Source organism: Thermoactinospora rubra (genome assembly GCF_002093975.1).
GTDB lineage: Bacteria > Actinomycetota > Actinomycetes > Streptosporangiales > Streptosporangiaceae > Nonomuraea > Nonomuraea rubra_A.
The window spans coordinates 1-18838 of record NZ_MSZZ01000023.1 but is presented as its reverse complement, the minus strand read 5'-3'; the positions used below and the strand labels follow the sequence as shown (position 1 = coordinate 18838).

Genomic DNA, 18838 nt, shown 5'->3' with positions numbered 1-18838 from the left:
GGAAAAGCTTTCTCTTAAGCTTGCTGCCATGTTGATCAGAAACGGCATCGTCGTGGATGTGGAAAGCGGCGCGAGCGAGCGGGCCGACGTGCTCGTCGAGGACGGCGTCATCGCGGCGGTGGGGGCCGGCCTCGACGCGCCCCGGACGGGAGAGGTCGTCGACGCGACCGGGATGATCGTGCTGCCCGGGTTCGTCGACACGCACCGGCACACCTGGCAGGCGGACCTGCGCGGCATCCTGCCCACCGGCACCCTGGAGGAGTACGTCCGGCGCGTGCTGGGCGAGGCGGCCTCCCGCTACGGCCCGCAGGAGGTGCACTCCGGCACGCTGAGCGGCGCCCGGGAGTGCCTGGAGTCCGGCATCACCACGCTCCTGGACTGGACGCAGCTGCACCCCACGCCCGAGCACAGCGACGCGGCCCTCGACGCGCTGGGGCAGTCCGGGATCCGCGCGGTCTTCGCCTACCCGCCCGGCGACGCGGCCGAGGCCGCACGGCTCCGCGACCGGACGGGCGGGCTGGTCACCATGGCGGCCGCGGCCCTCGGACCGGACTTCGCCGGAGAGGAGGAGGCGGCGCGCGAGGTGCGGGTCGCCCTCGACCTCGACCTGCCGGTCAGCGTGCACCTGCGCGGCGACGCGGGCCTGGAGCTGTTCGAGCCGGTCGCCTCACGCACCACCTACATCCACGGCGTGCGGATGACCGAGGACGGCTTCAAGCGGATCGCCGACACCGGCGGAGCCCTGTCCCTGTCGCCCTTCAGCGAGGTCAAGCTGCGCATGGGCACCCCTCCGGTGGCCCGCGCGCGTGCCGCCGGAGTGCGCACGGCGCTCGGCGGCGACTCCGTCACCTGCGGACCGGGCGACATGTTCAGCCTGATGCGCGGCCTGTACCTCATGGATCCGGCGCTCACGCCGATCGACGTGCTGCGGATGGCCACGATCGAGGGCGCGCGGACGGTGGGCCTGGGGGAGGTCGCCGGTTCCGTACGGCAAGGCAAGCAGGCCGACCTCGTCCTGCTCAGGATCGACCGCCCGGGCGAGGACCCCGTCACCACGGTCGTGCTGGACGCCGACCGCCGCGCGGTGGACACCGTGCTGGTCGCGGGAGAGGTGGTCAAGCGCGCGGGCGCGGCATAGCAGGCCGCCGACCTGGGCAGTGGTGAACGCATGACGAGCCTGACGGAGCGCGTGGCCGCGATGCGGGCACGCGGGCGCGCCCTGGTGGAGGCCTGGCGGGTGCGGTGGCCGTGGCTCGACCACCTCATCAGGACCGTCCAGCGCTACCAGCTCGTCTTCGGCGACCGGCTCGCGGGCGCGGTGACGTACTTCGCCTTCCTGTCGTTCTTCCCGCTGATCGTGCTGGCCTTCTCCGTGTTCGGGTTCGTCCTGACCGGCAACGCCCAGCTGGAGCACGCGCTCGACACGGCGATCAAGGAACAGCTGCCCGGCCTGGCCGACAAGCTCAACATCGACGCCATCAAGCAGGCCAGGACCGGGGCCGGGATCATCGGCCTGGCCGGTCTGCTCTACGCCGGGCTGGGCGCGCTCGACGCGCTGCGCGGGGCGCTGCGCCAGATCGCCATGACCACCACGCCGCCGCTGAACTTCCTGCTGGCCAAGCTGCGCGACCTGGCCGCCCTGCTGCTGATCGGCGTCACGCTGCTGTTCTCCTCGCTGGCCAGCGGGTTCGCCACGGCCGCCTCCCGGACGGTGGCGGACTTCCTCGGCCTGAGCGCCATCCCGGTGTGGCTGGTCGGCGTGCTGGTCAGCGGGCTGGCCGACTGGGTGATGTTCATGATCGTACTGGGCTGGGAAGGCAAGATCGAGCAGCCCTTCCGCGTCGTGGCCAGGGGCGCGCTGCTCGGCGCGATCGGCTTCCAGGCGCTCAAGCAGCTGGCCACGCTGCTGCTGAGCGGCACGCTGAACAACCCGGTCTACGGCGCCTTCGCCGTCATCGTCGGCCTGCTGGTGTGGATCAACTTCTCGGCCCGGCTCACGCTCTACGTCGCCGCGTGGACGGCCACGGCCGGGCTGTCCCCGCCGCCCGCGCCCACCCCGATGCCGTCGTCCGGCGGGACGGGCCGGCTCGGCGCGGTCCCGGAACCGAAGTCAGAGGCGTGAGCCCGACCGGCGGCGCCGGCGCATGCCGTACAGCAGCCATACCATCCCGAACAGCAGCCCGCCGCCGATGACGACGCCGCCCACCAGCCGGGCGTCGGGGCCGCCGGAGCCCGCGGCGGAGTCCCGGAGCGGCGCCTGCGCGACCGGAGCGACCGGCTGCGCGGAGGAGGATGCGGACGACTGGGGGAACGGCGATGCGGCGGGCTGGTCGGGAAGCGGGTCGACCAGCCGGCCGACGGGAGCGGCCTTGCCGCTGACGGCGAAGCCCCAGTCGAGCAGGTCGGCGACCTCGTCCCAGAAGTAGCCGTCGTGCCGCATGATGGTCACGATGATCGTCTTGCCGTTCCTGGTGGCCGCGCCCACGAAGCTGCCCTGGGCCTTGGAGGTCCAGCCGTTCTTGACGCCGATCATGCCCTTGTAGCGCCACAGCAGCTTGTTGTGGTTGGCGATCTCGTACCACTTCTTGGGCGCGGGGAAGCGGGCGGTCTTCGTGCTGATATAGCGGCGGAAATCGGGATTTTTCAGACCCTCGCGGGCGATGAGGGCCAAATCGTAGGCCGAGCTGCTCTGCCCGGGCTTGTCCAGCCCGCTGGGCGTCTTGGCCACGGTGTCGTACGCCTGCAGCCGCCTGGCCACGGCGTTCATGTCCCGCAGGGTCGTCGCGAGGCCGCCGTTGGTCTCCGCCAGCGCCATCGCCGCGTCGTTGCCCGAGGACATCATCAGCGCGCGGAACAGGTCCTCGACCTTGTAGCTCGTCTTGGTGGACAGGCCCACGGCCGAGCCCTCCTGGTTGACGGCGTTGGCGCTGGGCTTGACCTTGAGGCCGGGATCGAGCTTGGGGATGAGCGTGATCGCCGTCAGCGCCTTGAGCGTGCTCGCCGGCAGGAAGCGCCCGTGGGCGTTCTTCGCGGCCAGCACGTTGCCGGTCTCGGCCTCGGCGACGAGGAAGGACGCCGCGCCGGTCTTGGGCGGCGCCTTGACGCCGCCGGGGACGACCAGTCCCTTCCTGCCCAGCAGCTCCCCGCCGACCGGGGTGGAGACGGGATCGGCCCGGCCCGCCGTGGCGAGGGCCGGGGTCGTGACCGCGAGCGCGGCCAGGCAGGCCGCGGGAACCACCCATGTCATCGGAGCGATCCTAGCTTCGTGCATTCCCCCATGTGGCGACAGATCCCCTGAACCTTCGCCCTCGATACTTGAAGCATGGTGATGACACGAAAGATCGCCGGATTCCTGGTCGCGCTGGCCGCGTTCATGGTCCTCGAGTGGATCAACCTTGGGTTTAACCTGGCCGACGGGCATCCGACCGGCTTCTACGTGGTGCACGGGATCCTGATCGCGGTCAACCTCGTGCTGGCGCTCGTCCTGGGGGCCATCGGCCTGCGGGGGCTCCGGCACGCCCGGTCCGGCCGGAAAGCCCCGCTGCGGTGAGCGCGGCTCAGCAGGCGCACACTCAGCAGGAGCACAGCGCCCGGCGCGTGGCCGCGTGCAGCTCGTCGGCCTCCTCCCGGCTGTCGCCGATGCTCGTGAAGCCCAGCTTGCCGTACTCCGGGACCGCCCCGAGCAGGTGCAACACGTTGCCGGTACGGCGGGCCGGGTCGAAGCCGAGCCCCAGGTCCTCCACGGCCCTGATGACGTCGGCGGGCCGCTTGCCGCGCATGCCGGTGGCGTAGCAGTTGTCCGTGGCCGTGTAGTACTTCGGCTTGCCGCCGGACACCAGCAGCCCCGTGGCCGCGTCGTAGCGGGCGCCGGTGGCCAGCAACGTGGCGCCGAACGGGTGCGTCGTCCCGCCGATGCGCAGGTTGATCTCGCACAGCAGCGCCGCGTATCCCGCGTCGGTCTTCATCGCGAAGAAGTCCATGCCGAAGATGCCCACGACGCCGCGCTCGGCCAGCACCCGGGCGATCTTGCGCGCCGAGGCCGCCACCTCCGCGCGGTACTCCGGCCGGGCCGGGAACCTGCACCCCTGGTAGACGTGCCCGTTGAGCACCTGGTCGTGGGTGGCCACGACGTCGAAGTGGCCGCCGGGGGTGATGCGCGCCAGCGCGCTGGGGCAGTACAGCGGCCGGTGCTCGATGAACTCCTCCACCACGCCGCCCCGGTCGGCGAACTTCTCCATGAACGTGGACCACGTCTCGCCCTCGGCGGAGAAGGTGGCCGCGCTCCAGTCGGCCTTGGGCAGGACCGCGTTGCCCAGGCCGGAGTAGCTGTCGTTGAGCTTGACGATGACCCGCTCGCCGGGCAGCGAGAAGACGGCGTCCTCCAGCTCGGCCTGGGTGCGCAGGTCGCCGAAGCCGCGGGCCATGGGCACCCCGGCCCGCCTGCCGATCTCGCGCGAGCCGCTCTTGGAGCCGTAGTAGGACAGGGCGGTGGCCGGGCCGTAGATGGGCACGTCGAGGTAGGCCGCCAGGCGTTCCTCCAGCTCGCTCATCACGAACGGCACGAGCCAGGCGTCGTCCCCCATCTCGGCCCTGATCCGGTCGACCATCTCGCGGCGCCGCAGGATGGTGCGGGTGAGCGGCTGGGAGTCTGGCTCGTCCATGCTGATCATGCGCAGCCGCGACCTGGCGCCCTCGGGATCGGGGAGGAAGCCGAAGTAGTAGTCGACGACGGCCGGGTCCACGGGCGCGGAGGAGAGGTAGATCACCTTGACCCCGGGCCTGCGGAGCGTCAGCAGCAGGAACAGCAGCCGCTCCTCGTAGTGCCTGGCCCCCGTGATCCGGCGCAGCTCGTCCTGCGGCAGGGAGAGCGAGGGCACGACCACCAGGGTCCCCTCACTCGGCTCGAAGATGCTCAAGCGCGCATGCTTCTCCCCGAACGGGATATTAGTGATCATACGGCGAGTTAAGCACGCAATTTACTCACACACATGGCTCGCCGGAGTGTGATGGCCAGGACGGAAGGTGACAGCATTCGCCTCGGGCCTCTAGTTTGAGGATGGCCACGACGGGTCATGATCTAATGATTCGTTGTGACTATTTCCGGCGTCACCCACGGTGACGACCTGCGGTTACGGTCAGACCAGAGGTCAACTTTCGGTGTAGTTGTCCACGGGAGCACCGCCGGGAGCGATAAAGTCGATGTCATCGCCATCGGGGCTCACAGTCAACCTGCTGACGATCTCACGCACCGAAACGGCAGGTGCGACATGCGAATCTTCGGGAAGTTGCCCTGATCGGGCGGCTGACGCAGTGGTATGGTCTGACTTTTTCGTGGGACGGTGAAAGATGCAGGGACGTGAGCTGCGGGGGGAACTCGACACGTTCCTGGCCGAGCGTGAGCAGGAGCTGAGGGCTTTCCGCCGCGACCTCCACATGCACCCGGAGCTGGCGTTCGCCGAGTTCCGCACGACGCGGCGCATCGCCGAGCGGCTGACGGTAGCCGGCCTGTTCCCCTCCGTGCTGCCCCGCGGCACCGGCCTGATCTGCGAGGTGGGCACGGGCGACGGTCCCACCGTGGCGCTGCGCGCCGACATCGACGCCCTGCCGCTGATCGACGAGAAGGACGTGCCCTACCGGTCGACCGTGTCCGGCGCCTGCCACGCCTGCGGCCACGACGTCCACACGACCATCCTGCTGGGCACCGCGCTGTTCCTGGCGCAGCAGGCCGACGCCGGGCTCCTGCCCGGCCGGGTCCGGCTGATCTTCCAGCCCGCCGAGGAGCTGCCGGGCGGGGCGCTGGAGGTCATGGCGCACGGCGGCATCACCGGCGTCGACCGCGTCTTCGGCCTGCACTGCGACCCGCGCGTCGACGTCGGCCAGGTCGGGCTCAAGACCGGCCCGATCACCTCCGCCTGCGACAAGGTCGCGATCCGCGTCAGCGGCCCCGGCGGCCACACCTCCCGCCCCCACCTGACCGCCGACCTCGTCTTCGCCCTCGCCAAGATCCTCACCGAGCTGCCCGCCGCGCTGTCGCGCCGGGTCGACCCGCGCTCCTCGCTGAGCGTCGTCTGGGGCCGGGTCGAGGCGGGCACGGCGGCCAACGCCATCCCCAACGACGGCGTCGCCGAGGGCACCGTCCGCTGCCTGGACGAGAACGCCTGGCACGCCGCCCCCGACCTGATCAAGTCCCTCCTGGAGTCCGTCGCCGGCGCCTACGGGGTCGAGGCGGCGATGGAGTACACCCGCGGCGTGCCGCCGGTCGTCAACGACGACGTCAGCGTGCAGATGCTCCAGGAGGCCGCCCTCCGTGCCCTGGGCGAGTCGTCGGTCGTGCCGACCCAGCAGTCGCTGGGCGGTGAGGACTTCGGGTGGTATCTGGAGTCCGTCCCCGGCGCCCTGGCCCGCCTCGGCACCCGCGCGCCCGATTCGGGCGTCACCTACGACCTGCACCAGGGGACCTTCGACGTCGACGAGCGCGCCATCGGCGTGGGCGTGCGGCTCATGGCCACGACCGCGCTGACCGCCCTGTGGGAGGGCGCGCGGCCCGACGACGTGACCGAGCCGATGGCCGAGCTCATCTGAGCCGGACCGGCGGAAAAACCACCTGCGGCCAGGTGATCGCGTCCGTTACGGTCGCCACATGCGAGACCGCCCGCGCGACCTGGACGAGGAACGGCTGAGCCGGGCGCTGCGGGCGTGGGGCGTCGAGGCCGCGACGCTCGTCCACGCTCCGGTCGGCTTCGGCGACCACCACTGGACGGCGACCGGGACCGATGGCCGCCGATGGTTCGTCACCGTCGCCGACGTCCCGCACAAGAGCCACTGCGGCCCCGACCCCTGGCGCGGCCTGCGCGACGCCATGGAGACCGCCGTGACGCTGCGTCACGAGCGCGGCCTGGACTTCGTCGTCGCGCCGGTGCGGACCCTCGACGGGCAGACCCTGCTCAGGCTCGGCACCAGGTACGCGGTCAGCGTGTTCCCCCACGTGGCGGCCCCGTCCGGCGACTTCGGCCAAAGGCTCGCCGGCGGCGAGCGCGAGGAGGTCCTGTCGCTGCTCGCGCGGCTCCACCGGGTCGCGCCGCCGCCCACCACGCCCGCCCTCCCGCTGGACCCGGCCGGCCGTGCCCACCTGGAGCGGGCGCTCGGCGAGCTCGGCGTCGTCTGGTACGGCGGGCCGTACGCGGAACCGGCCAGGCAGCTCATGGCCCGGCACGAAAAGGTGCTGCGTGAGCGGCTGGCCGAGCTCGACCGGCGCGCGGCCGGGCTCGGCGGCAGGGAGCACGTCGTGACGCACGGCGAGCCGCATCCCGGCAACCTCCTGCGCCACCGGGACGGCCTGCGCCTGGTCGACTGGGACACCGTGGGCTTGGCCGTACCCGAGAGGGACCTGTGGCACGTCGCCGCGCGCCCCGATGAGCTGGCCCGATACGCCGAGCTGACGGGACGCGAGCCGGACCCGGCCGCGCTGGCGTTCTACCGGCTCCGCTGGGCCCTGGACGACCTCGGCGCCTTCGTCGCGGGCTTCCGCGCGCCCCACGGCAGGACAGCCGACACCGGGCAGGCGTGGCGGGGGTTCGCGGGCACGCTGGCCGGCCTGGACTCTTCGCCAGGTGGCGGCGGTGTCCACACCCGTGCGCGGTCATAGCCCGGTCATAGGCCCGGTCATAGATGGACACAGGGGCAGGCAGCGGCACAGCAAATCACAGAGTGGACTGATGTCCATAACGGACCTGTTGCGGAGCTGTGCCCGAGTGTCGAGCAGTCGAGCTGGACAACTATCTTCCGAGTGAGAGAGTTGCCGTGCGTTCCGCGCGTGCGACGTGAAGTGCGCACGGAGAAGGAGTTCCGCCCTTGTTCCGCAACCGAGTCAGCAAGCTGGCCGTCACCGGTGTGACCGGCGCCCTGCTCATGGCAGCCGCAGCCTGCGGCGGCGGCGGTGACACCGCCGCTCCCTCGCCGGGGAACACCGGCGCGGGCACCGCCGCCCCGGCGGCGAAGATCAAGGTCGGTCTTGCTTACGACATCGGCGGCCGCGGCGACCAGTCGTTCAACGACGCCGCCGCCGCGGGTCTCGACAAGGCCAAGGCCGAGCTGGGCGTGGAGGCCAAGGAGCTCGAGGCCGCGCCGGGCGAGACCGAGGCCCAGAAGGAGGAGCGGCTGCGCCTGCTGGCCAGCGGCGGCTTCAACCCGATCATCACGGTCGGCTTCGCCTACTCCAACCCGGTCAAGAAGATCGCGGCCGAGTTCCCCGACACGAAGTTCGCCATCGTCGACGACTCCGCCGCGACCGGCCCCAACATCAGCAACCTGGTCTTCGCCGAGGAGCAGGGCTCCTTCCTGGTCGGCGCGGCCGCGGCGCTGAAGTCCAAGTCCGGCAACGTGGGCTTCGTCGGCGGCGTGGACGTCCCGCTGATCCACAAGTTCGAGGCGGGCTTCGAGGCCGGCGCCAAGGCCGTCAAGCCGGACATCAAGGTCCAGAAGAAGTACCTGACCCAGGCCCCCGACTTCAGCGGCTTCAACGACCCGGCCAAGGGCAAGACGGCCGCCGAGGGCATGTTCGACGCGGGCGCCGACGTCGTCTACCACGCGGCGGGCGGCTCGGGCGGCGGCGTCTTCGAGGCCGCCAAGGCCGCGGGCGCGCTGGCCATCGGCGTCGACTCCGACCAGGCCAAGACCGCCGACCCGTCGGTCAAGGACGTCATCCTGACCTCCATGCTCAAGAAGGTCGACGTCGCGGTCTACGACTTCCTGAAGTCCATCTCCGACGGCTCGGTGAAGTCCGGCCCGAAGGTCTACGACCTGAAGGCCGGCGGCGTCGACTACTCCACCACCGGCGGCAAGGTCGACGACATCAAGGACAAGCTCGACGAGTACAAGCAGAAGATCATCAGCGGCGAGGTCACGGTTCCCACCGGTTCCTGACCGTCGACGTCCGCCAAGGGGCTCGGTGCGTGCCACCGGGCCCCTTGGACTACGAACGGCAAACGCGGGCACCCGCGTTTCCGCAGTCCGTTGATACCGTCAGTAGTCGGGAAGCGGGGTCGTCCAGTGGGGGAGGCCGACATCAGCAGCCAGCCAGTCGCGGCGCCCGCCGTGGAACTCGTGGGCATCACCAAGAGGTTCCCCGGCGTCGTCGCCAACCGCGACATCCACCTCAGCGTGGCCAAGGGCCAGATCCACGCCATCGTCGGGGAGAACGGCGCGGGCAAGTCCACGCTCATGAAGATCCTGTACGGCATGCTCCGCCCGGACGAGGGCGTGATCAGCGTCGACGGGACGAAGGTGAGCTTCCACTCGCCCGCCGACGCGATCGCCGCCGGCATCGGCATGGTCCACCAGCACTTCATGCTGGCCGACAACCTCACCGTGCTGGAGAACGTGATCCTGGGCAGCGAGCCGCGCAAGAACGGCGTGGCCATCGACTTCGCGGCCGCCCGCCGGAAGATCAGGGAGATCTCCGACGCCTACGGCCTGGGCGTCGACCCCGACGTCCTGGTGGAGGACCTGGGCGTCGGCACCCGCCAGCGGGTGGAGATCCTCAAGGTGCTCTACCGCGGCGCGCGCATCCTCATCCTCGACGAGCCCACGGCCGTGCTGGTGCCGCACGAGGTGGACGAGCTGTTCGAGAACCTCAAGGAGCTCGTCCGCGAGGGCCTGACGGTCATCTTCATCTCCCACCACCTCGACGAGGTGCTCAAGGTCGCCGACGCCATCACGGTCATCCGGCGCGGCACCACCGTGGCCACCGTCGACCCCGGGAGCGTCACCGCCCGCCGGCTGGCCGAGCTGATGGTCGGCAGCGAGCTGCCCAGCCCCGAGACGCGGGAGTCCACGGTCACCGACGTCGTCGCGCTGTCGGTGCGCGGCCTCACGGTGCGCTCGCCCGACGGCCGGCCGGTCGTCGACGACGTCAGCTTCGACGTGCGCAAGGGCGAGGTGCTGGGCATCGCCGGCGTCGAGGGCAACGGCCAGGCCGAGCTGGTCGAGGCCATCATGGGCATGCGCGCCTCGACGGGCGCGATCCTCCTCGAAGGCCAGGACATCTCGCACTGGCCCACGCTGAAGCGGCGCGAGGCGGGCGTGGCCTTCATCCCCGAGGACCGGCACCGGCACGGGCTGCTGCTGGAGTCGCCGCTGTGGGAGAACCGCATCCTGGGCCACCAGACCAAGCGCCCCAACGTCAAGGGCCCCTGGATCGACCGCGCCGGCGCCAGGCGTGACACGCAGCGCATCGTCGAGGTCTACGACGTCCGCACTCCCGGCATCGAGGTCGACGCCGCCGCGCTGTCGGGCGGCAACCAGCAGAAGCTCATCGTCGGCCGCGAGATGAGCGGCGACCCGGTCTTCCTCATCGCCGCCCACCCCACGCGCGGCGTCGACGTGGGCGCGCAGGCGGCGATCTGGGACCACCTGCGCCGCGCCCGCGCCGAGGGCCTGGCCGTCCTGCTGATCTCCGCCGACCTGGACGAGCTGATCGGCCTGTCCGACACGCTCAAGGTGATCCTGCGCGGCCGCCTGGTGGCCGACGTGGACCCGGCGAGCGTCACCCCCGAGGAGCTGGGCTCCGCCATGACGGGCGCCGGGGAGGCGGCATGACCACGACCACCGGCCCGAAGGACACCTTCCTCAACCGGCTGCTGGGCCGCATTCCGCTGACCGGCTGGCTGGCCCTGGCCGCCCCGGTCGCGGCCGTCGTCTTCGCGGGCCTGGTGACCGCGCTGGTGCTGCTGGTCACCGGCAACCCGCCGGTGGAGACGCTGACCACCATGGTCGAGTACGGCACGCAGCCCCGCACCATGGTCCTGACGCTCAACAGCGCGACCATGTACTACATCTCGGCCATCGCGGTGGCGCTCGGCTTCCGCATGAACCTCTTCAACATCGGCGTCGACGGCCAGTACCGGCTCGCGGCCATCCTGGCGGCGGCCGTGGGCGGCTCGGCCGTCCTGCCCGGCTTCGCGCTCACCGTGCTCGTCATCGTCGTGGCGATGGCGGTCGGCGCGGCATGGGCGGCCATCGCGGGCATCCTGAAGGCCACGCGGGGCGTCAGCGAGGTCATCTCCACGATCATGCTGAACACCATCGCCAGCAGCATCGTGGCCTACCTGCTCGTCAACGTCGTCGGCGTGCGGCGCGACAACAACATCGGCACCCGGCCGATCCCCGAGGACTCGTGGGTTCCGGGCGTGGCGCTCGTCCCCGGCACGCAGGCCAAGGTCTTCGGCCTGATCTTCCTGGCGATCGCGCTCGGTATCGGCTTCCACGTGCTGCTCAACCGCACGCGGTTCGGCTTCGATCTGCGCACCACCGGCGCCAACCGGGAGGCCGCCATCGCCAGCGGCGTCAACGTCAAGCGCATGGTCGTGATCGCCATGGTCATCTCCGGCGCGGTGGCCGGGCTCGCGGGCATGCCGCAGCTGCTGGGGGCCTCCTACTCCTACAGCCTCGACTTCCCGGCCGGACTGGGCTTCAACGGCATCGCCATCGCCCTGCTGGGCCGCAACAACCCCATCGGCGTGGCCATCGGCGCGCTGCTGTGGGGCTTCCTGGACAACTCGGCCACCATCCTCGACCTGCAGGAGGTCCCGCCCGAGATCGTGCAGATCATGCAGGGCGTGATCGTGCTGTCCGTGGTCATCGGCTACGAGCTGGCGCACCGCTACCGGATCGCCGCGGAGCAGCGCAAGGTCAGCAGGGAACTGGCCGCTCCGGCCGCAGTGGAAGGGGCCAAGGCATGACGGTCACCACGCAGGCGCCCGCCGCCCCGGTGGCGGCCCCCCGCCGCTTCCGCGTGACCTGGCGGGTGCTCGTGCTGGGCCTGTTCGGCCTGCTGTTCCTGCTGTCGGTCACCCGCGTGGTCAGCGGCGCCGACGACATCACCTCCGGCGGCACGATGGCCGCCGCGCTGGCGCTGGCCGTACCGATCGGCCTGGCCGGACTGGGCGGCCTGTGGTCGGAGCGGTCCGGCGTGGTCAACATCGGCCTCGAGGGCATGATGATCCTCGGGACCTGGTTCGGCGCGTGGGGCGCCCTGGTCAGCGGCAACCCCTGGGTCGGCGTCGTCGCGGGCGCGCTGGGCGGCGCGGCCGGCGGCCTGCTGCACGCCATCGCCACGGTCGGCTTCGGCGTCGACCACATCGTGTCCGGCGTCGCGATCAACATCCTCGGCCTGGGCGCGACGAAGTTCCTGTCCTCGGCGGTCTTCGCCGACATGCGCGGCGGCGGCGACACCCAGTCGCCGCGCGTGCCGTCGATGGGCACCTTCAGCGTCCCGGGCGTCGGCGAGCCGCTGCGCGCGCTGGAGCAGACGCACTGGTTCTTCCTGTCCGACCTGGCCGGGGTGCTGCGCGGCCTGACCCAGAACGTCTCCTACTTCACGATCGTCGCCATCCTGCTGGTGCCGCTGACGTACTGGATCCTCTGGAAGACCGCCTTCGGCCTGCGGCTGCGCGCCTGCGGCGAGCGGCCGGTGGCGGCCGAGTCGCTGGGCGTCAACGTCTACTTCCACAAGTACGTCGCCGTGATCGTCTCCGGCCTGCTGGCGGGGCTGGGCGGCGCGTTCCTGTCGCTGGTGGCGGCCGGCATCTACCGGGAGGGGCAGACCGGCGGGCGCGGCTTCATCGGCCTGGCCACCCTCATCTTCGGCAACTACCGGCCGACCCCGCTGGCGGGCGGCGCGCTGCTGTTCGGCTACACCGACTCCCTGCAGCTGCGCCAGGGCGGCGCCTCGGTGCACGCGCTGCTGTTCACGATGGCGCTGCTGCTGGCCGGGGCGGCGGTCTACCTGCTGCTCGGGCGCGGCCGGAGCAGGGCGGCGCTGGTGACCGGGGTCATCGCCGTCCTGGTCTTCCTGATCTACTGGCAGACCGACAGCGTGCCCGAGCAGTTCACCACCGCCACGCCGCACATCGTCACCCTGCTCGTGCTCGCCCTGGCCTCGCAACGGCTGCGCATGCCCGCCGCCGACGGCCTGCCGTACCGCCGAGGACAAGGATCGTGACCATCCCTTGGGAAGAATTGCGCGAGGCGGCGCGTGAGGTGATGCGCAACGCCTACGCCCCCTACTCGCGGTTCCCGGTCGGCGCCGCCGCCCTGGTCGACGACGGCAGGATCGTCACCGGCTGCAACGTCGAGAACGCCTCCTACGGCCTGTCGCTGTGCGCGGAGTGCGGCCTGGTCTCGGCGTTGCAGGCCTCCGGCGGCGGCCGGCTGGTCGCCTTCACCTGCTGCGACGGCGCCGGGAACCTGCTGATGCCGTGCGGGCGGTGCCGGCAGCTGCTGTACGAGTTCGGCGGTACCGAGCTGCTGGTGGACACGCCCGACGGGCCGCGGCGCATGGCCGAGGTCCTGCCGTACGCCTTCGGGCCCGACGACCTGAACCGGGGGAGCTAGATGGACGTCATCGAGGTCATCGTCCGCAAGCGCGACGGCGGCGAGCTGTCCACCGAGCAGATCGACTGGGTGATCGACGCCTACACCGGCGGCCGGGTCGCCGACGAGCAGATGTCGGCGCTGGCCATGGCGATCCTGCTCAACGGCATGACCCGGCGGGAGATCGCCGACTGGACGCAGGCGATGATCCGCTCGGGCGAGCGCATGGACTGGTCGATGCTCGACCGGCCCACCGCGGACAAGCACTCCACGGGCGGCGTGGGCGACAAGATCACGCTGCCGCTGGCGCCGCTGGTGGCGGCGTGCGGGGCGTACGTGCCGCAGCTGTCCGGCCGCGGCCTCGGCCACACCGGCGGCACGCTGGACAAGCTGGAGTCCATCCCCGGCTGGCGGGCCTCGCTGTCGAACGAGGAGATGCTGGGCGTGCTGCGGGAGGCCGGGGCGGTCATCTGCGCCGCGGGCTCGGGCCTGGCGCCCGCCGACCGCAAGCTGTACGCGCTGCGCGACGTCACCGGCACGGTCGAGTCGATCCCGCTGATCGCCTCGTCGATCATGTCCAAGAAGATCGCCGAGGGCACCGGCACGCTGGTGCTGGACGTCAAGGTGGGCTCCGGCGCGTTCATGAAGTCCGTCGACAGGGCCCGCGAGCTGGCCTCGACCATGGTGGAGCTCGGCACCGACGCGGGCGTGCGCACGGTCGCGCTGCTGACCGCCATGGACCGGCCGCTGGGCAGGGCCGTGGGCAACGCCCTGGAGGTCGAGGAGGCGGTCGAGGTCCTCGCCGGCGGCGGCCCGTCCGACGTGGTCGAGCTGACGGTACGGCTGGCGCGGGAGATGCTGGAGACGGCCGGGGTCTCGGGGAAGGACCCGGCGGACGCGCTCAAGGACGGCTCGGCGATGGACTCGTGGCGCCGCATGATCCGCGCCCAGGGCGGCGACCCGGACGCGCTGCTGCCGAGGGCCGCGGAGACCATGACCGTCGAGGCGCCGGAGTCGGGCGTGCTGGCCAGGCTCGACGCCTACGCGGTGGGCCTGGCCGCCTGGCGGCTGGGCGCGGGCCGTACGCGGAAGGAGGACCCGGTGTCCTTCGGGGCGGGCATCACGCTGCACGCGAAGCCGGGCGACCTCGTGCGGGCAGGACAGCCGCTGATGACGCTGCACGCCGACGAGACGAGCCGCTTCGAGCGGGCGCTGGCGGCGCTGGAGGGCGGTTACGAGATCGGGCCGGCGGCGGCGGAGCAGCTGCCGCTGGTGATCGAGCGGATCGGCTAGCCGTCCAGGTCCTTGAACGGGATCGTCACGGGCAAGGGCTGGTCGAGCACCAGCTCCTTGCGGTGCGTCTCGGCCAGGCGGTAGGACCGGCTTGCCCAGTCGAGCCGATACTCCTGGACGATGTCGACGAAAAGATCGTCGTCCAGGTAGACGATGAGGTAGAGCGGGATGCCCTCGTAGGCGTACTCGGCCTTCTTGTCGACGGGGGCGACGTACTGGAAGCCCGGAGGGACGATCTCGGCGACCATGACGACGTCGGCGGCGGTGAGCTTGCTGTGGCGGTCCAGGCGGCGATGGACGGCCACGTCGGGACGCCTGAAGGAGAGCCGGCCGTCGTCGAAGCGCCGCTTGCTGAAGTGCATCTCGTGGCCGGCGACGACCTCGAGGCACGAATCCTCGGGCAGCGCCGCCTCGATGAGGTTCGCCAGCCGGCGCCTGACCTGGTCGTGCCTGCGGATGCCGCTACGGCAGAGCACCACGACGCCGTCGAGGACCTCGATGGATCTGCGGACCTCTTCTGGCAGGGCGTCGTATTGCTCCTGGGCCAGCAGCAGGGAGTAAGGGTCGGTCGCCCATAGCGGCAAGGCGCTCACGAGGGGATCGTAGCCGCGGCCCTGCCGTACCGGGTCAGGAAACGAGGGAGTCGGAGAAGATCTCGGCGAGGACGGCGCGGTGGGTGGGCAGGGCCTCGGCGTGGAGGGCGCGGCCCTTGTCGGTGATGTGGACGAAGACGCCGCGGCGGTCGTCGGGGCAGACGCCGCGCTCGACCAGCCCGGCCTTCTCCAGGCGCGCGATGACCCGCGACAGGGCGCTCTGGCTGAGGTGGACCTCGCCGCAGAGGACCTGGACACGCAGCTTGGAGTCGTGGTTGACCATGCGGTCGAGCACCTCGAACTCGCTGGGCCCCAGGTCGTGCTTGTCGCCCAGCTCACGCTCCAGCGCGCACATCGCCTTGGCGTATTTGGCGAGCACGTAGTGCCAGGTGTCCAGGACCGGGTCGGTGTCCATGACGCGGAGGTTACCATGCCGCGAAATCCCATGCAACGGAATTAAATGCTGTTGCATTAGATGCGGATGCATGTAATGTTGGGGCCCATGTCCTCTTCCTCATTTCGGTGGGGCGCGCTCGCCGTGCTCTGCGCAGTGATCTTCCTTGACGCGCTTGATGTCTCGATGGTCGGTGTGGCCCTTCCCTCCATCCAGGCCGACCTTGGGCTTTCCACCTCGTCGCTGCAGTGGGTGGTGAGCGGATACGTGCTGGGGTACGGCGGTCTGCTGCTGCTCGGGGGCCGGACCGCCGACCTGCTGGGGCGCCGGAGGGTGTTCCTGGTGGCGCTGGGCGTGTTCGCGGTGGCCTCGCTGCTCGGCGGCATCGTGGACAACGGCGCCCTGCTGATCGCGGCGCGGTTCGTCAAGGGCGTGAGCGCCGCGTTCACCGCCCCGGCCGCTTTGTCGATCATCACGACCACGTTCCCCGAGGGTCCGGTGCGCAACAAGGCGCTGAGCATCTTCACCGCCTCCGGCGCCAGCGGGTTCTCCCTCGGCCTGGTGCTCTCCGGTTTCCTCACCGAGCTCGGCTGGCGGTGGACGTTCCTGATGCCGGTGCCCGTCGCGATCATCGCGCTGGTCGCCGCGCTGAAGGTGCTCGACCGCGGCGCGGAGGAGCGTGCCGCGGGCGGCCACGACATCCTCGGCGCCGTCCTGATCACCGCCTCCATGCTGCTGCTGGTCTTCACCGTCGTCCAGGCGCCGGAGGTCGGCTGGGGCTCCTTCCGCACGATCGGCTCGCTCGCCGTGACGGCGGCGCTGCTGGCCTTGTTCGTGTTCGTGGAGCAGCGGCTGAAGCACCCGCTGGTCCGCCTGGGCATCCTGCGCTCGGCGCCCATCGTCCGCGCCAACGTCGGGCTGGTCATCCTCTTCGGCTCGTACGTGGGCTTCCAGTTCGTGATGATGCAGTACTTCCAGAACCTGCTGCACTGGTCGGCCCTGCAGACCGCGCTGGCCTTCCTGCCCGCCGGACTGCTGGTCGCGATCACCTCGACCAAGATGGGCGACTTCGCCGACCGGTTCGGCACCGGCAAGCTGATCGTGGTGGGCTCGGCCGCGCTCGCTGGCGGCTACACGATCTTCCTGGGCATCGACGGCGACCCCAGCGTGGCCTTCCAGGTACTGCCCGGCATGCTCCTGCTCGGCGTCGCCTTCGCCCTGTCCTTCCCGGCCCTCAACATCCAGGCCACCAACGGGGTCAAGGACGACGAGCAGGGCCTGGCCTCCGGCCTGCTCAACACCTCCGGCCAGGTGGGCGGCGCGGTCGTGCTCGCCGCGGTCACCGCGGTGCTCACCTCCCAGTCCACGGGCGGGCTGAGCATCGAGGCGCTGCGTGCGGCGGTCGTGGTCTCGCTCGTCCTGGGCATCGCAGGCCTGGCGATCTCGGCGACCGGCCTGCGGGTCCGCAAGGCTCCCCCGGTCGTGGAGACGGAGAAGGTCCTCGAGACCGTCTGATCACGTTTCGTGGAAGGGCCCTCGGCCGAGGGCCCTTCCGTCATTCCACCCGCCCGAACACCACGTCCGGGCTGAACTCCTCGTCCGGAAGGTCGTGCCCTTGACGTGCTCCCCGGCATGAATGCCGGGGATTCAGCCTGTGCCGCGCGTGCGGCACTTCTGCGGCTTCCTGTTTCGCTGGGTCCTGCCCTCCGCTAAGCGGCGGGTCTTACGGTCCCTCCACAGGCGTTTAGCCTCTCCGCCCGTCCGGCGGCGAGGATGTTGATCGCGGCGTTGACGTCCCGGTCGTGGCGTGCGCCGCACGGGCACTCCCACGACCGGACATTCAGCGGCATGGCCACGGCCATCGTTCCGCACGACGAACACAGCTTCGAGGACGGAAACCAGCGGTCGATCTTGGCGAAGGTGCGGCCGTACCGTCGCGCCTTGTACTCCAGCATGGCGACGAGCTGCGACCATCCGGCGTCGTGCACGCTCTTGGCCAGCCGGGTGCGCCCCAGCCCGGACACGGCAAGGTTCTCCACATACACCGCTTGGTTGTCGCGGATGATGCTCGTGGAGAGCTTGTGTGCCCAGTCCCGGCGCGCGTCGGCCACCTTCGCGTGCGCCTTGGCGAGTTTCGCCTTGGCCTTGGCCCGGTTGGCCGACCCCTTCGCCTTCCTGCTGAGGGCCTGTTGCGCCTTGCGCAGCCGGCGTTCGGCCCGCCGCAGAAACCGCGGGTTGTCGATCTTCCGGCCGTCCGACAGCACCGCGAAGTGCGACAGGCCCAGGTCGATACCCTCCTCCGACACCGCCTCAGGCAGCGGCTCGGCGCCCACCTCGACCACGAACGACGCGAAATACCGCCCCGAGGCGTCCAGGATCACCGTCACGCTGGACGGCTCGGCGGGCAGGCGGCGCGACCACCGCACCGGCACGTCCCCGATCTTCGGCAGCCGCAGCTTGCCGCCCGCCGTGACCGCGAACCGGGCGTTGCGGGTGAAGCGGATCGCCTGCCGCCGGTCCTTCTTCGACCGGAACCGGGGCGGGCCGACCTTCGGCCCCCGGCGCGCGCCGGACAGCGAGGCGAAGAAATTCCGGAACGCGGCGTTCAGGTCGGCCAGCGCCTGCTGCAACACCACTGCCGACACCTGGGAAAGCCAGGCCCGATCCGGTGTCTGCTTCGCCTGGGTGATGACCCGCTTGGCCAACTCCCCATCGCCGATGTACGGCAAGCCCTGCTCGCGGGCTTCCTGCCGCAGTCGCAGCCCGTCGTTGAACACCACCCGCGCGCACCCGAACGCTTTGGCCAGTGCTTGGCGTTGACCCGGCGTCGGGTAGAGGCGGAAGGTGTACCGAAGCTGCACGCCAAGATCTTACCATTGGCCTATGGCCGAATATGGGGATATCAGGACCGGCAGACACTGCGTTTTCGTGCTGCACGCCCACTTGGTTTTCGTGACCAAGTTCCGCCACAAGGTGTTCAACGGAGCGCACCTGGAACGGATGGAAGAGATCATGCGAGACGTGTGCGCCGACTTCGAAACCGAGCTGCGCGAGTTCAACGGCGAGGCCAACCACGTCCATCTGCTGGTGACCTTCCCGCCCAAGGTCGCGCTGTCCAAGCTGGTCAACTCCCTCAAGGGCGTCTCCTCGCGCCGGATGCGGACCGAGTTCCCCGAGCTGGCCCGCC

At 70.7% G+C, this 18838-nt stretch carries 18 protein-coding genes; 13 read left to right on the top strand and 5 right to left on the bottom strand.

Annotation, left to right across the window (positions count from 1 at the left end; all coding sequences use genetic code 11):
* The first annotated feature begins 28 nt into the window (after positions 1-28).
* Both BSB02_RS22685 and BSB02_RS22680 read left to right on the top strand, forming a co-directional pair.
* On the top strand, positions 29-1138 hold the full coding sequence (locus tag BSB02_RS22685) for an amidohydrolase family protein (protein WP_084961593.1): 1110 nt from the start codon (positions 29-31) through the stop codon (positions 1136-1138).
* Positions 1139-1168: 30 nt separating this feature from the next.
* On the top strand, positions 1169-2122 hold the full coding sequence (locus tag BSB02_RS22680) for a YihY/virulence factor BrkB family protein (RefSeq protein WP_084961591.1): 954 nt from the start codon (positions 1169-1171) through the stop codon (positions 2120-2122).
* On the opposite strand, the gene BSB02_RS22675 is transcribed toward BSB02_RS22680, so the two are convergent.
* A complete protein-coding gene (locus BSB02_RS22675) occupies positions 2111-3247 on the bottom strand; it encodes a D-alanyl-D-alanine carboxypeptidase family protein (protein WP_084961589.1) in 1137 nt (378 codons plus the stop codon). The genes BSB02_RS22680 and BSB02_RS22675 overlap by 12 nt on opposite strands.
* Positions 3248-3322: 75 nt before the next feature.
* Here BSB02_RS22675 and BSB02_RS22670 point away from each other — a divergent pair, with 75 nt between their 5' ends.
* Complete coding sequence (locus BSB02_RS22670; RefSeq protein ID WP_084961588.1) at positions 3323-3550, top strand: SCO4848 family membrane protein; 228 nt, start codon at positions 3323-3325, stop codon at positions 3548-3550.
* Positions 3551-3572: 22 nt separating this feature from the next.
* Here BSB02_RS22670 and BSB02_RS22665 read toward each other — a convergent pair whose 3' ends face one another.
* On the bottom strand, positions 3573-4916 hold the full coding sequence (locus tag BSB02_RS22665) for a peptide ligase PGM1-related protein (RefSeq protein ID WP_240506594.1): 1344 nt from the start codon (positions 4914-4916) through the stop codon (positions 3573-3575).
* A gap of 430 nt (positions 4917-5346) precedes the next feature.
* Between BSB02_RS22665 and BSB02_RS22660 the strand changes: the two genes are divergently transcribed.
* From BSB02_RS22660 to BSB02_RS22625, 8 genes are all read left to right on the top strand, one after another.
* A complete protein-coding gene (locus BSB02_RS22660) occupies positions 5347-6582 on the top strand; it encodes an amidohydrolase (RefSeq protein ID WP_084961584.1) in 1236 nt (411 codons plus the stop codon).
* Between the two features lie 58 nt (positions 6583-6640).
* Positions 6641-7645 (top strand): phosphotransferase, encoded by a 1005-nt coding sequence (locus tag BSB02_RS22655; RefSeq protein ID WP_084961582.1) that lies wholly within the window; start codon positions 6641-6643, stop codon positions 7643-7645.
* Positions 7646-7851: 206 nt separating this feature from the next.
* Positions 7852-8922 carry a BMP family lipoprotein gene (locus BSB02_RS22650; protein ID WP_206184837.1) on the top strand — a complete coding sequence of 357 codons (1071 nt, stop codon included), beginning with the start codon at positions 7852-7854 and terminating at the stop codon, positions 8920-8922.
* Positions 8923-9048: 126 nt separating this feature from the next.
* Positions 9049-10596, top strand: a complete 1548-nt coding sequence (locus tag BSB02_RS22645; RefSeq protein ID WP_143591027.1) for an ABC transporter ATP-binding protein — start codon at positions 9049-9051, stop codon at positions 10594-10596.
* On the top strand, positions 10593-11738 hold the full coding sequence (locus tag BSB02_RS22640) for an ABC transporter permease (RefSeq protein ID WP_084961580.1): 1146 nt from the start codon (positions 10593-10595) through the stop codon (positions 11736-11738). The genes BSB02_RS22645 and BSB02_RS22640 overlap by 4 nt, the downstream gene beginning before the upstream one ends.
* The gene (locus tag BSB02_RS41560) at positions 11735-13000 is read left to right on the top strand and encodes an ABC transporter permease (protein WP_084961578.1); all 1266 of its coding nucleotides are present in this window, start codon (positions 11735-11737) and stop codon (positions 12998-13000) included. The genes BSB02_RS22640 and BSB02_RS41560 overlap by 4 nt, the downstream gene beginning before the upstream one ends.
* Positions 12997-13392, top strand: coding sequence for a cytidine deaminase (locus tag BSB02_RS22630; protein WP_240506593.1), 396 nt, complete (start codon positions 12997-12999; stop codon positions 13390-13392). Before BSB02_RS41560 ends, BSB02_RS22630 begins: the two co-directional genes overlap by 4 nt.
* On the top strand, positions 13393-14664 hold the full coding sequence (locus tag BSB02_RS22625) for a thymidine phosphorylase (protein ID WP_084961576.1): 1272 nt from the start codon (positions 13393-13395) through the stop codon (positions 14662-14664). It abuts the gene before it with no gap.
* Here BSB02_RS22625 and BSB02_RS22620 read toward each other — a convergent pair.
* Positions 14661-15257, bottom strand: a complete 597-nt coding sequence (locus tag BSB02_RS22620; protein ID WP_084961574.1) for a Uma2 family endonuclease — start codon at positions 15255-15257, stop codon at positions 14661-14663. The two genes, BSB02_RS22625 and BSB02_RS22620, sit on opposite strands and share 4 nt — an antisense overlap.
* A gap of 34 nt (positions 15258-15291) precedes the next feature.
* Positions 15292-15672 (bottom strand): MarR family winged helix-turn-helix transcriptional regulator, encoded by a 381-nt coding sequence (locus BSB02_RS22615; RefSeq protein ID WP_084961573.1) that lies wholly within the window; start codon positions 15670-15672, stop codon positions 15292-15294.
* A 60-nt stretch (positions 15673-15732) separates the two neighbouring features.
* Between BSB02_RS22615 and BSB02_RS22610 the strand changes: the two genes are divergently transcribed.
* Positions 15733-17166 (top strand): MFS transporter, encoded by a 1434-nt coding sequence (locus BSB02_RS22610; protein WP_143591024.1) that lies wholly within the window; start codon positions 15733-15735, stop codon positions 17164-17166.
* Positions 17167-17360: 194 nt separating this feature from the next.
* Here the strand turns inward: BSB02_RS22610 and BSB02_RS22605 are convergent, their stop codons facing one another.
* Entirely contained in the window at positions 17361-18512 is a 1152-nt protein-coding gene (locus BSB02_RS22605) for an RNA-guided endonuclease InsQ/TnpB family protein (RefSeq protein WP_084961568.1), read from the bottom strand.
* Positions 18513-18534: 22 nt separating this feature from the next.
* Here BSB02_RS22605 and tnpA point away from each other — a divergent pair.
* Positions 18535-18838 (top strand): IS200/IS605 family transposase (gene tnpA, locus BSB02_RS22600; protein ID WP_084961910.1); only part of this gene is annotated, 304 nt, incomplete at its 3' end.